Origin of the sequence: Pseudomonas capeferrum, from assembly GCF_013523055.1 — a bacterium.
Lineage (GTDB): Bacteria > Pseudomonadota > Gammaproteobacteria > Pseudomonadales > Pseudomonadaceae > Aquipseudomonas > Aquipseudomonas capeferrum_A.
On sequence record NZ_JAAMQM010000009.1, the window covers coordinates 57916 to 76386 of the forward strand.

Consider the following 18471-nt stretch of genomic DNA (forward strand, 5'->3'; position numbering starts at 1 on the left):
GCTCCCCGGCAGGAGGCAGGAAGCGCGCCGACGGGACGATCAGTCGATCAAGTCCGGTATTCGGCGTTGATCTTCACGTACTCATGGGACAGGTCGGTGGTCCAGATGGTCTCGCTGCACTGCCCACGGCCCAGTTCGATACGAATGGTGATCTCTTCCCGAGCCATGACCGCGCTGCCCTGCTCTTCGGTATAGCTCGCGCTGCGACCGCCCTTGCTGGCGATGCAGACATCGCCCAGGTAGACGTCGATCAGGCTGACATCCAGCTCCGGCACGCCCGCCCGGCCAACGGCGGCAAGGATGCGGCCCCAGTTCGGGTCGGAAGCGAACAGCGCGGTCTTGATCAGTGGCGAATGCGCCACCGCGTAGCCGACGTCCAGACACTCCTGGTGGTTGCCGCCGCCATTGACCTGGACGGTGACGAACTTGGTCGCGCCTTCGCCGTCACGGACGATGGCCTGCGCCACTTCCATGCAGACTTCGAAGACCGCCTGCTTGAGCGCCTGGAACAGCGCGCCCTCGGCCGCGGTGACTTCCGGAAGGTCGGCCTTGCCCGTGGCGATGAGCATGCAGCAGTCGTTGGTCGAGGTATCGCCATCGATGGTGATACGGTTGAACGACTTGTTGGCGCCATCCAGGATCAGATCCTTGAGCACGCCGGGGGCGACCTTGGCGTCGGTAGCGATATAGCCAAGCATGGTGGCCATGTTCGGGCGAATCATGCCCGCGCCCTTGCTGATGCCGGTGACCGTCACGGTCACGCCATCATGCTGGAACTGACGGCTGGCGCCCTTGGGCAGGGTATCGGTGGTCATGATGCCCGTGGCGGCTTGGGCCCAGTTGTCTTCCGAGAGATCGTCCAGAGCGGCCTGCAAGGCGCCTTCGATCTTCTCGACCGGCAGCGGCTCGCCGATCACACCCGTGGAGAACGGCAGCACGGCACTGGCGTCGATACCGGTCAGCTCGGCCAGCCGGGCACAGGTACGCTCGGCCGCGGCCAGGCCCGGGGCACCGGTACCGGCGTTGGCATTTCCGGTATTGGTCAGCAGGTAACGTACCGTGCCCTGGACACGCTGCTTGGCCAGGATCACTGGCGCCGCGCAGAATGCGTTGAGGGTGAACACTCCGGCCACGCTGGAGCCTTCGGCGCAGCGCATCACCACGACGTCCTTGCGCCCGGGGCGCTTGATGCCGGCAGAAGCGATACCGAGTTCGAAACCGGGAACCGGGTGCAAGGTTGGCAAAGGACCGAGACCAACAGCCATGAAAGCGCTCCTAGAAAAAATAAACCGTACCGGGTACGGCACTGCTTGAGATGGAACAACGCCGCGAAGGGAGAGACCTTTCGCGGCGCAGTGTTCAGTTATCGGCGTGAACCAGGGATGGATCGATCAATCGATCTGCCCGTGGCAATGCTTGAACTTCTTGCCCGAGCCACACCAGCAAGGTTCGTTGCGGCCCAGTTTCTGGTCGTTGCGCACGGGCGCGGTGGCGACGGCGACTTCAGCGCCCTCCTCCTGCACTTGCTCCGCGGCTTCCAGACCTGGCGCCTCGGCGTGCTGGAACTGCATGCGCTGCGCCAGTTCCTCGGCTTCGCGACGCAAGCGGACCTCTTCCTCTTCGGCATCCTCGCGACGCACTTGAACGTGCGAGAGAACGCGGATGGTGTCGCGCTTGATCGACTCCAGAAGCTCCTGGAACAGAGTGAAGGATTCGCGCTTGTACTCCTGCTTCGGGTTCTTCTGCGCGTAGCCACGCAGGTGAATACCGTGACGCAGGTGATCCATGGTCGACAGGTGATCTTTCCACAAGTCGTCCAGTACGCGCAGCAGGATCTGCTTCTCGAAGGTGCGCAGGGCCTCTTCGCCGGCCTGGTCTTCCTTCTCGTTGTAAGCCGTGACGATCTCTTTCAACAGGCGCTCGCGCAGGGTCTCCTCGTAGAGGTGATCGTCCTCGTCGAGCCATTGCTGGATCGGCAGCTTGACCGCGAAGTCGCTGGCCAGCGCAGCCTCCAGGCCGGCGACGTCCCACTGCTCGGGCAGCGATTGCGGTGGAATGTGCTGGCTGATGGTGGCATCGAGGACTTCCTGACGGAATTCGGTGATGGTGTCGCCGATGTTCTGCGCGGCCAGCAAGCTGTTGCGCATGTGGTAGATCACCTTGCGCTGCTCGTTGGCGACGTCGTCGTATTCGAGCAACTGCTTGCGGATATCGAAGTTGCGCCCTTCGACCTTGCGCTGGGCTTTCTCGATGGCGTTGGTGACCATGCGGTGCTCGATGGCCTCACCAGACTGCATACCGAGCGCCTTCATGAAGTTCTTCACCCGGTCGGAGGCGAAGATGCGCATCAAGCTGTCTTCGAGCGACAGGTAGAAGCGGCTGGAACCCGGGTCGCCCTGACGACCGGAACGGCCGCGCAGCTGGTTGTCGATCCGGCGGGACTCATGACGCTCGGAAGCGATCACGTGCAAGCCGCCCGACTCGATGACCTGCTGATGGCGTTTCTGCCAATCGGCCTTGATCTGGGCGATCTGCTCGGCGCTCGGGTTGTCCATGGCCGCCACTTCGACTTCCCAGCTGCCGCCCAGCAGGATGTCGGTACCGCGACCGGCCATGTTGGTGGCGATGGTCAATGCGCCCGGACGACCGGCCTGGGCGATGATCTCCGCTTCCTTCTCGTGGTACTTGGCGTTCAGGACCTTGTGATCGATACCTTCCTTCTGGAGCAGGTTCGACATGTGCTCGGAGGTCTCGATGGTCGCGGTACCGACCAGGATCGGACGGCCCTGGGCCATGCTTTCCTTGATGTCGGCAATGATCGCCTGGTACTTCTCTTCGGCGGTGAGGTAGACCAGGTCGTTGTGGTCCTTTCGCGCCAACGGCTTGTTCGGCGGGATGACCATCACGTCGAGGTTGTAGATCTGGGCGAACTCGAACGCCTCGGTGTCAGCGGTACCGGTCATGCCGGACAGCTTGTTGTAGAGACGGAAGTAGTTCTGGAAGGTGGTCGAGGCCAGGGTCTGGCTTTCGGCCTGGATGTTCAGGTTTTCCTTCGCCTCGATGGCCTGGTGCAGGCCCTCGGACAGGCGACGCCCCGGCATGGTACGACCGGTGTGTTCGTCGATCAGCAGGACCTGGCCGTCCTGGACGATGTATTCGACGTTGCGATGGAACAGCTTGTGGGCGCGCAGGCCGGCATAGACGTGGGTCAACAGGCCCAGGTTATGGGCCGAATACAGGCTCTCGCCTTCGGCCAACATGCCCGATTGCGCGAGCATCTCCTCGATGAACTGGTGCCCGGCTTCGTTGAGCTCGACCTGGCGGCTCTTCTCGTCGACCTTGTAGTGACCTTCCTGGGTCACTTCGCCTTCGACTTCCTCGATGTGCTGGACCAGGCGCGGGATCAGGCGGTTGATCTCGATGTAGAGCTTGGAGCTGTCTTCGGCCTGGCCGGAGATGATCAGCGGGGTGCGGGCTTCGTCGATGAGGATGGAGTCGACTTCGTCGATCACGGCGAAATTCAGCTCGCGCTGGAATTTCTCATCCAGGCTGAACGCCATGTTGTCGCGCAGGTAGTCGAAACCGAATTCGTTGTTGGTGCCGTAGGTGATATCGGCGGCATAAGCGGCGCGCTTCTCTTCCGGCGGCTGGAACGCCGAGATCACGCCCACGGTCAAGCCCAGGAACTCATACAGCGGACGCATCCAGTTGGCGTCCCGGCGAGCCAGGTAGTCGTTGACGGTCACCACATGGACGCCCTTGCCGGACAAGGCGTTGAGGTACACACCCAGGGTTGCGACCAGGGTCTTGCCTTCGCCGGTACGCATTTCCGCGATCATGCCCTCATGCAGGGTCATGCCGCCGATCAGCTGCACATCGAAGTGACGCATGCCCATGACACGCTTGCCGGCCTCACGGGCCACGGCGAACGCTTCAGGCAGCAATTGGTCAAGGGTTTCGCCTTTGGCCAGGCGCTCTTTGAACTCCGCGGTCTTGCCCCGCAGCTGCTCGTCCGAGAGCGCGACCATCTTCTCTTCGAAGGCATTGACGATAGCCACCGTCTTGAGCATGCGTTTGACTTCGCGCTCGTTCTTGCTTCCAAAAAGTTTTTTTAACAAAGGCGCAAACATATCGGCAGGATCTTCCACACGTAGGGATGGAGGGCGGCCCCGTGAGTCGCCCGTGCAGCCCTGAGGCCGCATGCGAACGAGCATTCTACCCGGAAACGATGGTGAGGAAAGCGGAGGATTTCCACGATACTGGCACAGCACTTTGACGGGGCTTTTCTAAGATAAGGGCTTTTCGCGCAAGTTCAAGGCATGGGAAATGAAAGCACACGCTCGCACGTGCCGAAGAGTCCTGAGCAGATCTGATAAGATGCGGTTTCTGTAACCTCTGGTGTCCCCTCATGGCCTACAAGCCCTCGCCTGCCCGGCCGCCAGCCGACCTGCTGCGTCAAAACCGACCACTGAAGCTGCTGCTCAACAAGGCGCAGCGCCTCGCGCACCTGCAGCGTTTGCTGGAGAGCCAGCTGCAACCGGCCGCTCGTGCCCATTGCCATGTGGCCTCATGGCGCGAAGGCACATTGCAGCTCGTGGTAACGGACGGACATTGGGCCACCCGGCTGCGTTACCAGCAAAAACGCCTGCAGCGCCAGTTGCAGGCATTGGAAGCTTTCGCCAATCTGCGCCGCATCCTGTTCAAGGTGCAACCGTCTTTGACACCCGCGCCTCGTCCGGGGCATGTCATCGAGCTGTCCAGCGACGCCGCCGAGAGTATCCGCCAGAGTGCCGAAGGGATCACTGATCCGAGGTTGCGAGAAGCCCTGGTAAGGCTGGCCGGGCATGCCCGGGACAAGGTGACGTCCAAGGGTTGATGAACTGCGCCCCAGATGCTGGTTTATGGCATGGCTCAGATCCATTTAGGAGATTCCATGGTGCATGGGAAGCCCTCTGTTGATTCCAGGCACCTTTGAGAACCGGCCCAACATCGACTCTGCTAGCGTGCACAGACCCAGGTGGGAGCTGGCTTGCCCTGCGATCGAGCCCACAGGGCTCGCCTGGTAATGAAGGCCGCTCTCTCAGCACGGAAGTCGTGGGCGCACTGGATGCAGGTAATCCACGCATCCACATCCACCAAGGTGAAAAGGGCATGGCGTTACCAGTCGAGCCCTGCGGCTCGATCGCAGGGCAAGCCAGCTCCCACCTGGGTCTGTGCAAGCTAGCAGAATCAGTGTTGGGCCAATTCACAAGGGTGCCTGGAATCAGCAGAGGACCTCCCATGCGCCCTAGAATCTCCGACACGGGTTTGAGTTACGCCACAGTGATAGAGAGATATTCAGCATCTGGGACGCAGCTCACTTTCCCATGGAAGCATCAACGCCTCCAAGTTACGCCGATTGAGATCCATATCGGCGCATTCCAGCTAGATAATCATCCGCAATCAAACTGGTGAGCACATGATCCTTCCCATGGCCATTCAGTTTCAGATAACGCCGGGCATAACCTTCGCGCTTCGCTCCCCCCTCGCTCAGCCAATAAAAAAGGCCACCGAAGGTGGCCTTAATGAACTAGAGAGTGTTCGAGCTTACACGGCCGCTACGGGACGCATGTAAGAGATCGGTGCCGTGCTGGCATCTTCGAAGGTAACCACTTCCCAGGCGTCCGTCTCGGCAATCAGCTTGCGCAGCAACTGGTTGTTCAGCGCGTGGCCGGACTTGAAGCCACGGAATTCGCCGATCAGGCTGTTGCCAAGCAGGTAGAGGTCACCGATGGCGTCAAGGATCTTGTGCTTGACGAATTCGTCTTCGTAACGAAGACCGTCTTCGTTCAGCACGCCGTCGGTGTCGACCACGATCGCGTTGTCGACGCTGCCGCCGAGTGCGAGGTTGTGCTTGCGCAGGTACTCGATGTCACGCATGAAACCGAAGGTACGCGCGCGGCTGACTTCCTTCACGAACGAGGTGCTGGAAAAATCCACGCTGGCGCTCTGGGTCCGGTTGTGGAAGACCGGGTGATCGAAGTCGATCTCGAAGCTCACCTTGAACCCTTCGAACGGCAGGAAGGTAGCGCGCTTGTCGCCGTCCTCCACTGTCACTTCGCGCAGGATACGGATGAACCTCTTGGCTGCGTCCTGCTCTTCCAGGCCGGCAGACTGAATCAGGAATACAAAGGGCCCCGCGCTACCATCCATGATAGGTACTTCGGATGCGGAGAGCTCGACGTAGGCGTTATCGATGCCCAGGCCAGCCATGGCCGAAAGCAGGTGCTCTACCGTATCGACCTTGACGTCGCCGGCAACCAGCGTCGTCGACATGGTGGTTTCACCAACGTTTGCCGCACGGGCCGGGATCTCGACCACAGGATCGAGGTCGGCACGGCGAAAGACGATGCCGGTGTCCACGGGCGCTGGCTTGAGGGTCAGGTATACCTTCTCCCCGGAGTGCAGGCCGACACCTGTGGCACGGATAGTATTCTTCAGGGTGCGTTGTCTAATCATGGCATTGGCCGCTTTAGCGCAAGTTGCGAACAGGTATCAACAAAGGCTGGAGATGATAACAGACCCGGCCTTTGCTGAATACCAATCACCCTTATACCCCTGATAAATTTCATTAATCAGCCTGACGACGCAGGAAAGCCGGGATATCAAGGTAGTCGAGGTCATCCTGAGGGTTGAGTTTGGCTGCAGCCGACGCCCCCGCGTGAGCCTGGTTGCGCATCACGGTAGGACGCTCCAGGTCACGGTAGTTGACGGATGGCTGCTCGTTGCGAACCGGCGCGGGCGCGGCCGTCTGCATCGATGCCGAAGCGGTCTGCATGGTGTTGTCGACCACTTTGACCGGCTTCTCGATACGTGCGCCCAGGCCTGTCGCGACCACGGTCACGTGCAGTTCGTCGCGCATGTCCGGATCGATCACGGTGCCGACCTTGACCATTGCATGATCGGAAGCGAATGCCTCGATGATGCTGCCCACGTCGGAGTATTCGCCCAAGGACAGATCAGGACCCGCGGTGATGTTCACCAGGATGCCGCGCGCGCCCTGCAGGTTCACATCCTCGAGCAGCGGGTTGCGGATCGCGGCTTCGGTAGCCTCGCGAGCACGGTTCGGGCCACTGGCGCAACCAGTACCCATCATGGCCATGCCCATCTCGCCCATCACGGTGCGCACGTCGGCAAAGTCGACGTTGATCATGCCAGGGCGCTTGATGATGTCCGAGATACCGCGAACGGCACCGGCGAGCACGTCGTCGGCCTTGGCGAAGGCGGACAGCAGGCTGGCGTCCTTGCCGAGGATGGTCAGCAGCTTCTCGTTGGGAATGGTGATCAACGAGTCGACGCTTTCAGCCAGCGCGCGGATGCCCTCGTCGGCGATCTGCATGCGCTTGCGGCCTTCGAACGGGAACGGACGGGTCACCACCGCAACGGTGAGGATTCCCATCTCCTTGGCCACTTCGGCGATGATCGGTGCGGCACCGGTACCGGTACCACCGCCCATGCCCGTGGTGATGAACACCATGTTGGTGCCCTGCAGGACTTCGGCGATGCGCTCGCGGTCTTCCAGTGCGGCTTGACGGCCGACCTCCGGATTCGCGCCTGCGCCCAGGCCCTTGGTCACGCCGGTACCCAATTGCAGGATGGTACGCGCGCCTACGTTCTTGAGCGCCTGGGCATCGGTGTTGGCGCAGATGAACTCCACGCCTTCGATGTTGCTCTTGGCCATGTGGTTGACGGCGTTACCGCCGCCGCCTCCAACACCGATCACTTTGATGACCGGGCTTTGCGGGACGTTGTCTACGAGCTCGAACATTTTCCCTCTCCTTACAGTTCTCTAGTTATTGCGCCTACCACTACTGCTTTGAAACTCAGAAATTGCCCTGGACCCAACGCTTGAAACGCTCAAGCACGGGAGCCTTCGGTTCCTCGCCATAGGTGCTGCTGCTGTGGCCGGTCAGGGGCACCTCTTCGGACTGCTTCAGCAGGCCGTAAGTGAGCAAGCCCACACCGGTGGAATAAATCGGGTTGCGTACTACATCGCTCAGCCCACGAACGCTGTGCGGCACGCCCAGGCGTACCGGCATGTGGAAGATTTCCTCGGCCAGTTCGACCGCACCTTCCATCTTCGCGGTGCCGCCGGTCAGGACAATGCCCGCCGGTACCAGATCCTCGTAGCCGCTGCGACGCAGCTCGGCCTGGATCAGGGTGAACAATTCGTCGTAGCGCGGCTCGACCACCTCGGCCAGGGCCTGGCGCGACAGCTCGCGCGGGGGACGATCGCCCACGCTCGGCACCTTGATAGTCTCGCCGGCGCCGGCCAGCTTGGCCAAGGCGCAGGCATAGCGGATCTTGATCTCTTCGGCGTACTGGGTCGGGGTACGCAGGGCCATGGCGATGTCGTTGGTCACCTGGTCGCCGGCGATCGGGATCACCGCCGTGTGGCGAATGGCGCCTTCGGTGAAGATGGCGATGTCGGTGGTACCACCACCGATGTCGACCAGGCAGACGCCCAGTTCTTTCTCGTCATCGGTCAGCACCGAATAGGCCGACGCCAGCTGCTCGAGAATGATGTCGTCGATTTCCAGGCCACAGCGGCGTACGCACTTCTCGATGTTCTGCGCGGCGTTGACCGCGCAGGTGACCACATGGACCTTGGCTTCCAGACGCACGCCGGACATGCCCAACGGCTCACGGACGCCTTCCTGGTTATCGATCACGTAGTCCTGCGGCAGGGTATGCAGGACGCGCTGGTCGGCCGGGATGGCAACGGCCTGGGCAGCGTCGAGAACGCGCTCGAGGTCGGCGGTGCTGACCTCGCGGTCACGGATGGCGACGATGCCATGGGAATTGAGGCTGCGGATATGGTTACCGGCCACGCCGACGAACGCCGAGTGAATCCGGCAGCCCGCCATCAGCTGCGCTTCTTCCACGGCGCGCTGGATCGACTGCACCGTCGACTCGATGTTGACCACCACGCCCTTTTTCAGGCCGCGCGAGGGATGGGTGCCGATACCGACGATCTCCAGGGTACCGTCCGCGGCGACTTCGCCCACGAGCGCGACCACCTTGGAGGTGCCGATGTCCAACCCGACGATCATTTTGCCGCTATGCGCATTTGCCATGGTCCTGCCTCTCTCTAATTCTTCGCAACGGCGGATTGGGCCGTCGTCGGTGCAATCGGTTCCCGCCAGCCCACGGCCAGGCCGTTGGCGTATCGCAGATCAACGCGGGCGATATTGGTGATCTGCTCTTTGAGCGTCTTGTCGTAAATGGCAATGAAGCGGCGCATCTTGTCCACCAGGTGGTCGCGTCCCAATAGCAGCTCGATGCCTGGCCCGGCGCTACCGGCACCCGTGGTCAGGAACCAGCTGCCACGTTCGCGCAACTCCAGGCGGGCAATCGAAAAGCCCAGGGGACGCAGCATCTGGCTCAATACCTGATATTGCTGCATGACCTGCTGCTGGGCGCGTTGAGGCCCGAACAACTGCGGCAGGTGCTCGTAATTGGCCAGCTCGCGCGGTGTGAATGCCTGGCCCTGGTTGTTGAGCAGGGCTTCGTCACCCCAACGCGCGACGGGCAGCTGTTCCTCCAGCCGCACCACGACCTCGTCCGGCCACACCCTGCGGACTTCGGCATGGGCGATCCATGGCATCTGCTCGAGCTCGGCGCGCATGGCGGGCAGGTCGACGGTGAAGAAGCTGGCCGCCACGTAAGGCGCGATGCGCTGCTGCACCGCTTGCTGGCTGATATAGCTGAGGTCGCCCTGCACCGCGATCTTGGTGATGGGCCGGTCGGCATAAGGCATCAGCCGCAGGGCCCCTTCATAGGCGCCGAACCCGGCGGCCACCAGCAGGATCGGCCAGAGCACGCGCTTGAAGATGCTCATGTTGCGCGGCAGGCGAGCCGACAGGGGCTCAGGCGCTACCAGCCGACTGGCACCCCGCGCCACCGGCTTGCTGCGGCCGGTAACGGGTTGCTGATGACGTACCATCGCCCCTTGCATGACAGTTAACCTCGCGTCTCGACACTGGCGGCCAGGATCGCCAGCACCAGTTGCTGGAAGTCCAGGCCGGCAGCGCGCGCCGCCATGGGCACCAGGCTGTGATCAGTCATGCCGGGCGCGGTGTTGACTTCGAGCAGCCAGAAACGACCCTGCTCGTCCTGCATCACATCCAGACGGCCCCAGCCTTCGATGCCGATGGCATCGCAGGCGCGGGCGGTGAGTTCGATGAGTTCCTGTTCCTTGCTGCTGTCGAGACCGCAAGGAATACGATATTGGGTGTCATTGGCCACGTACTTGGCGTCGTAGTCATAGAACGTGTGAGGGGTGCCCAGGGCGATCGGCGGCAAAACCTGGCCACGCAGAGTGGCCACGGTGAATTCGGGACCATGGATCCATTGCTCGACGAGAACCTGCGAGTCGTAGGTGGCGGCATCTTTCCAGGCGGCGACCAGCTCTTGCTCGCTGCTCACCTTCGCCATGCCAATACTGGAGCCTTCATGGGCGGGTTTGACGATCAACGGGAAGCCCAGTTCCCTGCTCGCGCAAATACAGTCATCTTCGCTGCTCAATACAGTATGTCGCGGCGTCGGAATACCCAGGCTCTGCCACACTTGCTTGGTACGCAACTTGTCCATCGCCAGGGCCGAGGCGAGGATGCCGCTGCCGGTGTAGGGGATGCCCAGACACTCCAGCAAGCCTTGCATGCTGCCATCTTCGCCGCCACGACCGTGGAGGATGATGAAGGCGCGATCGATCTTCTCGCTCTGCAGCCGCTCGAGCAGGTCATCGCCCACGTCGATCGCAACGAGATCGACGCCCGCCTGGGTCAGCGCGTCGATCACGGCAGCGCCGGACTTGAGCGACACTTCACGCTCGGCGCTCTTGCCGCCGTAAAGCACCGCTACGCGACCAAAGGCCTTCGGATCCAGGGTCGAGTGCAACTTGTCGTAGGCGACGAGCGTCATTTCAATACCTCCTGGCCGACGCCGGCGAACAGCGGGCTCTTGAGCAACTGCGGTGCCAGGCCACCGATGTCACCGGCGCCTTGGCAAAGCAGAATGTCGCCGGCGCGCAGCATCGGCTTGACCACGGGTGCCAGTTCCACCCCGCGTTCGATGTAGACCGGATCGAGCTGACCACGCTGGCGGATGCTGTGACACAGCTGACGACTGTCGGCGCCCGGGATCGGCTCTTCGCCCGCCGGGTAGACCTCCATCAGCAGCAGGACGTTGGCGTCGGCCAGCACCTGGACGAAATCGTCGTACAGGTCACGAGTCCGACTGTAGCGATGCGGCTGGTAGACCATCACCAGGCGCCTCTCCGGCCAACCACCGCGCACGGCCTTGATGACCGCAGCCACTTCGGTCGGATGATGGCCGTAGTCGTCGACCAGCATCACGCTGCCACCGTCGACCGGCAGCTCGCCGTAGACCTGGAAACGACGGCCGACACCCTGGAAGCCGGACAGCCCCTGGACGATGGACTCGTCGCTGATGCCCTCATCGGTGGCGATGGCGATCGTGGCCAGGGCGTTGAGCACATTGTGGTTGCCGGGCATGTTCACGGACACGTCCAGCGGCTCGCGCTCGCGGCGCAGCACGGTGAAGTGGGTCTGCATGCCTGACTGACGCACGTTGATGGCACGCACGTCGGCTTCTTCGCTGAAGCCGTAGGTCACTGCCGGGCGCTTGACCAGCGGAAGAATCTCGCGCACCACCGGATCGTCCAGACACACCACGGCCAGGCCATAGAACGGCAGATTGTGGAGGAACTCGACGAAGGTCTTCTTCAGCTTGTTGAAGTCGCCCTCATAGGTGGCCATGTGGTCGGCGTCGATGTTGGTCACCACCGCCACCAGCGGCTGCAGGTGCAGGAAGCTCGCATCGCTTTCGTCCGCTTCGGCGATCAGGTAGCGGCTGGTGCCGAGCTGGGCGTTGGTACCCGCTGCATTGAGTCGCCCCCCGATCACGAAGGTCGGGTCCAGGCCACCGGCGGCGAATACCGAAGCCAGCAGGCTGGTGGTCGTGGTCTTGCCATGGGTACCGGCAACGGCGATACCGTGGCGATAGCGCATCAGTTCGGCAAGCATCTCGGCGCGTGGCACGACCGGGATACGACGCTCCAGGGCCGTGGCCACTTCGGGGTTGGCGATATTGATCGCGCTGGAGACCACCAGTACATCGGCGCTGGCCGCGTTCTCGGCGCGGTGACCGATGAAGATCTCGGCACCGAACGACTGCAAGCGCTCGGTCACCGGCGAAGCCTTGAGGTCGGAGCCCGAGACCAGGTAACCCAGGTTGAGCAGCACCTCGGCGATGCCGCACATGCCGACACCGCCGATACCGACGAAGTGGATCCGGCGGATCCGACGCATTTCCGGTTGGTGCATGGCTTTTTGGCTCTCAACCATGGGCCACCTCCAGGCAGATATCGACAACGGCGCCTGTTGCGGCGGGCTTGGCCAAGCGCCGTGCGGTGCTGGCCATGGAGTTGAGTTTTTCCGGATGCATCAGAACCTCGTTCAGGCGTTCAGCGAGCTGCGCTGCGCCAGTTGTCGCTTGTGGCATCAGGAAGGCGGCGCCTTCGCGTGCCAGATAATGGGCGTTGTGTGTCTGGTGGTCGTCGATGGCATGGGGCAATGGCACCAGCACCGACGGCAGACCGGCGGCGGCCAGCTCACTGACCGTGAGCGCGCCCGCTCGACAGACCACGATGTCTGCCCAGCCATAGGCATGGGCCATATCCTTGATGAAAGGCTCTACCTGAGCCTCGACGCCTGCCTCGCGATAGCGATCGGCGGTGACCGGCGCATGCTGCCTGCCGGCCTGGTGGAAGACTTCGGGCCGCAGGCCATCCGGCACTTCGGCCAGGGCCTGAGGCAGCAACTTGTTCAACGGTTCGGCGCCGAGGCTGCCGCCCATCACCAGCAGGCGAGCACGACGGGCCGCAAGAGGTTCGCGCGATGCCTCCAGGAACAGTTCGGGACGTACCGGATTGCCCGTGGTACGGCGCTTCTCGCTGGTTTCGAAGGTGTCGGGGAAAGCTTCACAGACACGTGCCGCCATAGGAGCCAGCAGCCGATTGGCGGTACCCGCGCGAGCATTCTGCTCGTGGATGACGAGAGGTACTCCAGCCAATCGCGCGGCCACGCCGCCAGGCCCGGTCACGTAGCCGCCGAAGCCCAGCACGCATACCGGCCGCAGTTGGCGGATGATACGGCGCGCCTGGATGATGGCCTTGACCAGGGTGAATGGCGCCTTGAGCAGCGACAGCTTGCCTTTGCCCCGCAGCCCGCTGACCTGGATCAGGTGCAGCTTGAACCCGGCCTGTGGCACCAGTTCGTTCTCGATACCCCGCGGGGTACCCAGCCAGTGCACGCTGTAGCCACGCGCCTGGAATTCACGCGCACAGGCCAGCGCGGGGAATACATGCCCCCCGGTACCACCTGCCATGATCAGTACGGTCTTGCCGTCAGCGGCCATGTGTGGGCTCCTCGGCAAAATCGTTTTCGTTGAATTCGTGTTCCTCGCTGCCCAGGTGGGTTCGACTCTCCCACTCGATGCGCAGGAGCAACCCCACGCACGCGCAGCAGATGACCAGGGAGCTACCGCCGTAACTGAGGAACGGCAGAGTCAGCCCCTTGGTCGGCAACAGGCCGACGTTCACGCCGATGTTGATCAGGAACTGGCCGATCCACAGGAACGCCAGGCCGAACGCCATGTACGCGGCAAAGTACTGCTTGGCCTTTTCGGCCCACAGGCCGATGTAGAGGGCGCGAACGGTGACGAAGACGAACAGCGCCACGGTCGCCAGCGTGCCGATCACGCCCAGCTCCTCGGCCAGCACCGAGAACACGAAGTCGGTGTGCGCCTCGGGCAGGTAGAACTGTTTCTGCACGCTGTTGCCTAGCCCCACCCCGAACCACTCGCCACGGCCGAAGGCAATCAACGCCTGGGTCAACTGGTAGCCAGAGCCGAACTGGTCGGACCACGGATCGGTAAAGGTGATCAGGCGCGCCATCCGGTAGGGTTGAGCCTGGACCAGGACGAACACCGCGACCACGGCCAGCACCACCATCAGGCTGAAGCGGAACAGCCCCACGCCTCCGAGGAAGAGCATCGCCGCCGCCGCGCCCATCATCACGACGGTGGCGCCGAAGTCGGGCTCCATCAGGAGCAGGCCGGCCATGGGCAGCAGGACGATGAAGGGCTTGAAGAAGCCCATCCAGCTTTCGCGCACTTCCTGCTGACGCCGCACAAGGTAGCCGGCCAGGTAAATGACCACGAAGACCTTGGCGATTTCCGAGGGCTGGACGTTGAAAAAGCTGAAACCGATCCAGCGCATCGAACCGTTCACCTCGCGACCGATGCCGGGCACCAGCACCAGCACCAGCAGGCCGAAGGCGCCGAGCAGCATCGTGAACCCCATGCGCTGCCAGGTCGCTATCGGCACGAGCATGGTGGAGCCACAGGCGATCAGGCCCAGCACCACGTAAATCAGATGGCGATACATGTGGTAGAGCGGGTTGCCCGACTGCACGGCGGCCACTTCCGAGGAGGCCGAGGTGATCATCACCAGGCCCAGGCCCAAAAGCGCCAGGCAGCCGGCCAGGAACGCGAAATCAAGGTCGATGCCACGACCGCTGATCAGCGGCGACGGATAAGGCTTGATCATGCCGAAGATCATGTCAGACCTCCCGCCGCCTGAGCGAACAACCGCCCACGCTCTTCGAAGTTCTTGAACATGTCGAGGCTCGCGCAGGCGGGCGAGAGCAGCACCGCATCGCCCACCTGGGCCAATTCGGCGCAGCGTTGCACGGCTTCTTCCAACGTCTTGACGCGCACTTGCGGCACGTTGTCGCCCAAGGCTTGCGCGAGGCGCTCGGCATCACGGCCCAGCAGCACCACGGCCCGGCAATGCCGAGCCACGGGCTCGCGCAGGGCAGCGAAATCGGCACCCTTGCCATCGCCACCGGCGATCAATACCAGCTTGCCTTCGATATCGGCTCCCAGGCCCTCGATCGCGGCCAATGCCGCTCCGACATTGGTGGCCTTGGAGTCATCGTAGAAATTCACGCCACGCAACTCACGGACCCACTGGCAGCGGTGGGCGAGGCCTGCGAACTGGCGAAGACTCTCGAGCATGGCCTCGAACGGCAACCCCACCGCATGTCCCAGGGCCAGCGCGGCCAAGGCGTTACTGTGGTTGTGCGAGCCGCGGACCTTCAGTTCGCGCACCGGCATGAGCACCTGGAATTCGTAGGCGAGGTACTTCTCGCCGTCGACTTCGCGCAGGCCGAAACTCTTGAAATCAGGCGCATTGAGCCCGAATGTCCAGCAGGGACGGTCCTCGGTCAGCAATGGACGGGTCAGGGCATCCTGGCGATTCACCACCACCTGACGCGCGCCGCGGAAGATCCGATGCTTGGCCAGGTGATAGGCCGGCAGACCGCTGTAGCGATCCATGTGGTCTTCGCTGATGTTCAGGACGGTAGCCACTTCGGCGTTGAGCTGATCGGTCGTTTCCAGCTGGAAGCTGGAGAGTTCGAGTACATAGAGCTCGATATCGTCGTCCAGCAGGTCGAGCGCCGGCGTGCCCAGGTTGCCGCCCACTGCCACGCGCTTGCCAGCCCGAGCGGCCATTTCGCCGACCAGGGTAGTCACGGTGCTCTTCGCGTTGGAACCGCTGATCGCCACGATCGGCGCCTTGGCGTTGCGAGCGAACAGTTCGATATCGCCCGACAGTCGCACACCTCGCGCGGCCGCGTGCTGCAGTGCCGGCGTGGCAAGGGCCAGACCGGGGCTGACGTAGAGCTCATCGGCGCGGCAGAGGAAGTCCACGTCCAGCTCGCCACAGCGCACCTCCACCTGCGGATAGTCGCGGCGCAGGGTTTCCAGCTCCGGCGGCTGCGCACGGGTGTCGGCTACGGCAAAGGCAATGCCCCGACTCGCCAGGAAGCGAACCAGGGACATGCCGCTCTTGCCGAGACCGACAACGATGCGGAAGTGGTCAGACGCGATCAGTGACACGCTCATCTACCTCAGTTTCAGGGTGGCAAGGCCGACCAGTACGAGAATCACGGTGATGATCCAGAAGCGGACGATCACCCGAGGCTCGGGCCAACCCTTGAGTTCAAAGTGGTGGTGGATCGGTGCCATGCGGAACACGCGCTTGCCGGTCAACTTGAAGGAGGCAACCTGGATGACGACCGACAAGGTTTCCATGACGAACACGCCGCCCATGATGAACAGGACGATTTCCTGGCGAACGATCACGGCGATGGTGCCTAGCGCTGCGCCCAGCGCCAACGCGCCGACGTCGCCCATGAACACCTGGGCCGGATAAGTGTTGAACCACAGGAAGCCGAGGCCGGCACCGATCAGCGCGCCGCAGAACACGATCAGTTCGCCCGCGCCCGGTACGTAGGGGATCAACAGGTATTCGGCAAACTTCACGTTGCCCGACAGGTAGCAGAAGATACCGAGCGCGCCGCCGACCATCACCGTCGGCATGATCGCCAGGCCGTCGAGGCCGTCGGTCAGATTGACCGCGTTACTCGAGCCGACGATGACGAAATAGGTCAGCACGACGAAACCGATGCCCAGCGGGATGGTGACATCCTTGAGCAACGGCACGATCAGGGTGGTCTCTACGCTGGTCGGCGCGGTCGCGTACAGGAACACCGCGGCGCCCAGGCCGAATACCGACTGCCAGAAGTATTTCCAGCGACTCGGCAGGCCCCGGGAGTTCTTTTCGATGACCTTGCGGTAGTCGTCGACCCAGCCGATCGCCCCGAACAGGAGCGTCACGATCAGGACTACCCAGACATAGCGATTGCCCAGGTCGGCCCACAACAGCGTGCTGATGCCGATAGCGGACAGGATCAGGGCGCCACCCATGGTCGGGGTGCCCGACTTGGACAGGTGGGATTGCGGGCCGTCGTTACGGACAGCCTGACCAATCTGGCGAATCTGCAGGGTTCGGATCATCCAGGGACCCAGGCACAGCGCCAGGGACAACGCGGTCAGTACACCCAGAATCCCGCGCAGGGACAGGTACTGGAAGACCGCGAAGCCCTTGTGGAACTGTTGCAGATACTCAGCCAACAGCAGCAGCATTAATGTTTCTCCCCGCTGGCACCGCACAATGCCGCCACGACGTTTTCCATCGCAGCGCTACGCGAGCCCTTGATCAAGATAGTGGTATCGCTGACCTGTTCGTCGCGAATAGCGTCGATCAGGTCAGCCTGAGTAGCGAAATGTCGTCCGTAGGTACCGAAAGCGTCGACGGCATGAGCCATGTGGGGCCCAACCGCATACAGGGCATCGACCTTGCCCCGCGCATAGTCACCGACCTGTCGGTGTCCTTCCTCGGCCCACTGCCCGAGCTCACCGATATCTCCGAGCACCAGGACGGTGCGGCCGGAAAAGCCGGCGAGTATATCAATGGCAGCGCACATGGAGGTGGGATTTGCATTGTATGTATCATCGATGACACGCACACCGTGGGGTGCGATCTGGGCCACGGCGCGCCCCTTGACCGGCTTCATCGCAGCCAGGCCCGCGGCAATGCCGCTTGGCTCCAGGCCCAAGGCATGTGCGGCGGCCGCCGCGGCCAGCGCGTTGCTGACATTGTGAATGCCGAGCAGGTTGAGCTGGACCGCAACGCGTGCTCCAGCACCGTTGAGGATGAAGGAAGGGCAGCCACGGTCGTCGTGAGCGATATCGGTGGCATGGAAATCGGCCCGGGCGTCATCCAGGGCGAAGGTGACCACGCGATGAGTACCGGCGCGTTGCTGCCAGGTGGCGAATGCCTTATCGGCCAGATTGAGAACAGCCACGCCCTCCTCGTCCAGGCCTTCGAGAATTTCGCCCTTGGCTTCGACGATCTTTTCCGGGCCGCCGAACTCACCCACGTGAGCGGTCCCGGCATTGTTGATCAGGGCCACCTGAGGACGCGTCAACCCCACGGTGTAGGCGATCTCGCCAACGCGCGACGCACCCAGTTCGATTACCGCGGCGCTGTGCTCGGCCGTGATTTCCAGCAGGGTCAAGGGGGCGCCCAGGTCGTTGTTCAGGTTGCCGCGGGTGGCCAGCACCGGTCCGCGCGTAAGCAGGATACTGGCGAGCATTTCCTTGACCGTGGTCTTGCCACTGGAACCGGTAATCGCCACGACCGGGCCCTCGAACGCAGCCCGATTGAGCGCACCCAGTTGCCCCAAGGCCAGCCGGCAATCAGCCACGACCAGTTGAGGAAGCTCGACACCCTCGACTTCACGCTCGACCAGGGCCGCGACGGCGCCCTTGGCTTTGACCTCCGCCAGATAGTCGTGGCCGTCGAACCGAGGACCGGTCAAGGCAACGAAAAGCTGCCCAGCCCCAACGCTGCGGCTGTCGATGCTGACGCCGTCAAAGCGGGCATCGATCGTCGCCAAACGCCCATCGAGTGGCGCAGCGATCTGGCCCAGCGTCATT

14 protein-coding genes are annotated in these 18471 nt (G+C 62.7%); 1 reads left to right on the top strand and 13 read right to left on the bottom strand.

The annotated features are described in order from the left end of the window. Positions 1-47: 47 nt before the first annotated feature. Positions 48-1265, bottom strand: coding sequence for a bifunctional glutamate N-acetyltransferase/amino-acid acetyltransferase ArgJ (gene argJ / locus G7009_RS11830; protein WP_181130263.1), 1218 nt, complete (start codon positions 1263-1265; stop codon positions 48-50). Positions 1266-1391: 126 nt separating this feature from the next. Then, a complete protein-coding gene (gene secA / locus G7009_RS11835) occupies positions 1392-4130 on the bottom strand; it encodes a preprotein translocase subunit SecA (protein ID WP_181130264.1) in 2739 nt (912 codons plus the stop codon). Positions 4131-4408: 278 nt separating this feature from the next. Between secA and G7009_RS11840 the strand changes: the two genes are divergently transcribed. Further along, the gene (locus tag G7009_RS11840; protein WP_181130265.1) at positions 4409-4876 is read left to right on the top strand and encodes a DUF721 domain-containing protein; all 468 of its coding nucleotides are present in this window, start codon (positions 4409-4411) and stop codon (positions 4874-4876) included. 710 nt (positions 4877-5586) lie between these two features. Here G7009_RS11840 and lpxC read toward each other — a convergent pair. The 11 genes from lpxC to G7009_RS11895 all read right to left on the bottom strand — a co-directional run bounded on the left by lpxC (position 5587) and on the right by G7009_RS11895 (position 18470). Then, complete coding sequence (gene lpxC / locus G7009_RS11845) at positions 5587-6498, bottom strand: UDP-3-O-acyl-N-acetylglucosamine deacetylase (protein ID WP_181130266.1); 912 nt, start codon at positions 6496-6498, stop codon at positions 5587-5589. A 112-nt stretch (positions 6499-6610) separates the two neighbouring features. After that, complete coding sequence (gene ftsZ, locus G7009_RS11850) at positions 6611-7807, bottom strand: cell division protein FtsZ (RefSeq protein ID WP_181130267.1); 1197 nt, start codon at positions 7805-7807, stop codon at positions 6611-6613. 55 nt (positions 7808-7862) lie between these two features. Then, on the bottom strand, positions 7863-9116 hold the full coding sequence (gene ftsA, locus G7009_RS11855) for a cell division protein FtsA (RefSeq protein ID WP_181130268.1): 1254 nt from the start codon (positions 9114-9116) through the stop codon (positions 7863-7865). A 14-nt stretch (positions 9117-9130) separates the two neighbouring features. Then, positions 9131-9997, bottom strand: coding sequence for a cell division protein FtsQ/DivIB (locus G7009_RS11860; protein WP_181130269.1), 867 nt, complete (start codon positions 9995-9997; stop codon positions 9131-9133). A gap of 5 nt (positions 9998-10002) precedes the next feature. Then, the gene (locus G7009_RS11865) at positions 10003-10962 is read right to left on the bottom strand and encodes a D-alanine--D-alanine ligase (protein ID WP_181130270.1); all 960 of its coding nucleotides are present in this window, start codon (positions 10960-10962) and stop codon (positions 10003-10005) included. After that, the gene (gene murC / locus G7009_RS11870; RefSeq protein ID WP_181130271.1) at positions 10959-12407 is read right to left on the bottom strand and encodes a UDP-N-acetylmuramate--L-alanine ligase; all 1449 of its coding nucleotides are present in this window, start codon (positions 12405-12407) and stop codon (positions 10959-10961) included. The genes G7009_RS11865 and murC overlap by 4 nt, the downstream gene beginning before the upstream one ends. Further along, positions 12400-13479, bottom strand: a complete 1080-nt coding sequence (gene murG, locus G7009_RS11875) for an undecaprenyldiphospho-muramoylpentapeptide beta-N-acetylglucosaminyltransferase (RefSeq protein WP_181130272.1) — start codon at positions 13477-13479, stop codon at positions 12400-12402. The genes murC and murG overlap by 8 nt, the downstream gene beginning before the upstream one ends. Further along, positions 13469-14683 (bottom strand): putative lipid II flippase FtsW, encoded by a 1215-nt coding sequence (ftsW, locus tag G7009_RS11880; protein ID WP_219856557.1) that lies wholly within the window; start codon positions 14681-14683, stop codon positions 13469-13471. The genes murG and ftsW overlap by 11 nt, the downstream gene beginning before the upstream one ends. Then, the gene (gene murD, locus G7009_RS11885) at positions 14680-16026 is read right to left on the bottom strand and encodes a UDP-N-acetylmuramoyl-L-alanine--D-glutamate ligase (RefSeq protein ID WP_181130273.1); all 1347 of its coding nucleotides are present in this window, start codon (positions 16024-16026) and stop codon (positions 14680-14682) included. The genes ftsW and murD overlap by 4 nt, the downstream gene beginning before the upstream one ends. Positions 16027-16032: 6 nt before the next feature. After that, entirely contained in the window at positions 16033-17115 is a 1083-nt protein-coding gene (gene mraY / locus G7009_RS11890; protein ID WP_181130274.1) for a phospho-N-acetylmuramoyl-pentapeptide-transferase, read from the bottom strand. Then, entirely contained in the window at positions 17115-18470 is a 1356-nt protein-coding gene (locus tag G7009_RS11895) for a UDP-N-acetylmuramoyl-tripeptide--D-alanyl-D-alanine ligase (protein ID WP_375139554.1), read from the bottom strand. The genes mraY and G7009_RS11895 overlap by 1 nt, the downstream gene beginning before the upstream one ends. Between the last annotated feature and the right edge of the window lies 1 nt (position 18471).

Bases quoted from the DNA above. Each gene is read 5' to 3' on its own strand.
- lpxC (WP_181130266.1), bottom strand. From the start codon at position 6,498: ATGATTAGACAACGCACCCTGAAGAATACTATCCGTGCCACAGGTGTC.
- mraY (WP_181130274.1), bottom strand. From the start codon at position 17,115: ATGCTGCTGCTGTTGGCTGAGTATCTGCAACAGTTCCACAAGGGCTTC.
- G7009_RS11860 (WP_181130269.1), bottom strand. From the start codon at position 9,997: ATGCAAGGGGCGATGGTACGTCATCAGCAACCCGTTACCGGCCGCAGC.
- murG (WP_181130272.1), bottom strand. From the start codon at position 13,479: ATGGCCGCTGACGGCAAGACCGTACTGATCATGGCAGGTGGTACCGGG.
- G7009_RS11895 (WP_375139554.1), bottom strand. From the start codon at position 18,470: ATGACGCTGGGCCAGATCGCTGCGCCACTCGATGGGCGTTTGGCGACG.
- ftsZ (WP_181130267.1), bottom strand. From the start codon at position 7,807: ATGTTCGAGCTCGTAGACAACGTCCCGCAAAGCCCGGTCATCAAAGTG.
- ftsW (WP_219856557.1), bottom strand. From the start codon at position 14,683: ATGATCTTCGGCATGATCAAGCCTTATCCGTCGCCGCTGATCAGCGGT.
- G7009_RS11865 (WP_181130270.1), bottom strand. From the start codon at position 10,962: ATGACGCTCGTCGCCTACGACAAGTTGCACTCGACCCTGGATCCGAAG.
- secA (WP_181130264.1), bottom strand. From the start codon at position 4,130: ATGTTTGCGCCTTTGTTAAAAAAACTTTTTGGAAGCAAGAACGAGCGC.
- argJ (WP_181130263.1), bottom strand. From the start codon at position 1,265: ATGGCTGTTGGTCTCGGTCCTTTGCCAACCTTGCACCCGGTTCCCGGT.
- G7009_RS11840 (WP_181130265.1), top strand. From the start codon at position 4,409: ATGGCCTACAAGCCCTCGCCTGCCCGGCCGCCAGCCGACCTGCTGCGT.
- ftsA (WP_181130268.1), bottom strand. From the start codon at position 9,116: ATGGCAAATGCGCATAGCGGCAAAATGATCGTCGGGTTGGACATCGGC.
- murC (WP_181130271.1), bottom strand. From the start codon at position 12,407: ATGGTTGAGAGCCAAAAAGCCATGCACCAACCGGAAATGCGTCGGATC.